General features: G+C 66.3%; 1 protein-coding gene. It reads left to right on the forward strand.

All coding sequences use genetic code 11. The annotated features are described in order from the left end of the window. Nucleotides 1–378 (forward strand): hypothetical protein (locus AB4Z16_RS28160; protein WP_441514597.1); only part of this gene is annotated, 378 nt, incomplete at both ends.

Consider the following 378-nt stretch of genomic DNA (forward strand, 5'->3'; position numbering starts at 1 on the left):
AGGGCAAGTTCATGCCGAAGGCGGCGGAGGCATTCGATGGCGTGTGCGAGCGCGCCATCGTAACCGGCGGATCGCTGGTGCTTCCGGATCTCCACACGTTTTCCCGGCCTATCTACGGCCGCCGCAGTATTTCCACGGGCCGGCGCAATCGCWCGCAGGTACTGCTGTCCGAAGGCGAGATCCTGATGCGCAGCGGCAGCGAGCTGCAGCGCTGGGCGCATGCGCGCAGTATCCACGTGGAGGCGAAGGGGCGCTTGCTCGGGCCAGCTTCGGCGCTGTACGGCATCCGCCTGGAAGACGAATGCGAGTTCACCTCGGTCAGCGCCGCGGTGATCTGGTTCGGCCCACGCCACGCTGGCGTGCCATTCGACATGGATG

This window comes from Allobosea sp. TAF32 (assembly GCF_052113585.1).
Lineage (GTDB): Bacteria > Pseudomonadota > Alphaproteobacteria > Rhizobiales > Beijerinckiaceae > Allobosea.